1 protein-coding gene is annotated in these 716 nt (G+C 64.2%); it reads right to left on the reverse strand.

Features of this window, described 5'->3' with window-relative positions:
* The coding region (locus AB4Y34_RS41810) for an ABC transporter permease subunit (protein ID WP_368719301.1) at positions 1 to 716 on the reverse strand (716 nt) is incomplete at both ends.

The following is a 716-nucleotide window of genomic DNA, read 5'->3' on the forward strand; positions in this document are numbered from 1 at the left end:
CTGGTCATAGGCGAGGATCACGACCGTCATCGCGAGGATGACCCAGCCGATCGCGTGCAGGTTCTTGTCGCTGATCGCCTGCGCGAGGTAGGCGCCGATGCCCGGCAGCGTAATCGTGTTGTTGCCGACCGTGATCGCTTCGGAAGCCACGACGAAGAACCAGCCGCCCGACATCGACATCATCATGTTCCAGATCAGGCCCGGCATCGAGAACGGCACTTCGAGTTTCCAGAAGCGCTGCCACGACGTCAGGTGAAAGCCGCGCGACACCTCATCGAGGTCGCGCGGCACCGTGCGCAGCGACTGGTAGAAACTGAACGTCATGTTCCACGCCTGGCTCGTGAAGATCGCGAAGATCGCGGCGAGCTCGGCGCCGAGCACGCGGCCCGGGAACATCGCGAGGAAGAAGGTGACCGTAAACGAGATGTAGCCGAGCACCGGCACCGACTGCAGGATGTCGAGAATCGGCACCAGCACGAGGCCGGCGCGGCGGCTCTTGGCGGCCAGCGTGCCGTAGACCAGCGTGAAGATCAGCGAGGCGACCATCGCCGCGAGCATGCGCAGCGTGGTGCGCATCGCGTACTCGGGCAGGTTGGCCGGATCGAGCGAGATCGCCTGGGTCTTTAGCGTCGACATCGGCGCGAGCGTCTCGTGAAAGCCGATCGACGCCATCGCGATCAGGCAGATGATCAGCGGGAACGCGACGAAGTCCCAGC

The organism is Paraburkholderia sp. BR10954, assembly GCF_040965775.1.
GTDB classification, from domain to species: domain Bacteria; phylum Pseudomonadota; class Gammaproteobacteria; order Burkholderiales; family Burkholderiaceae; genus Paraburkholderia; species Paraburkholderia youngii.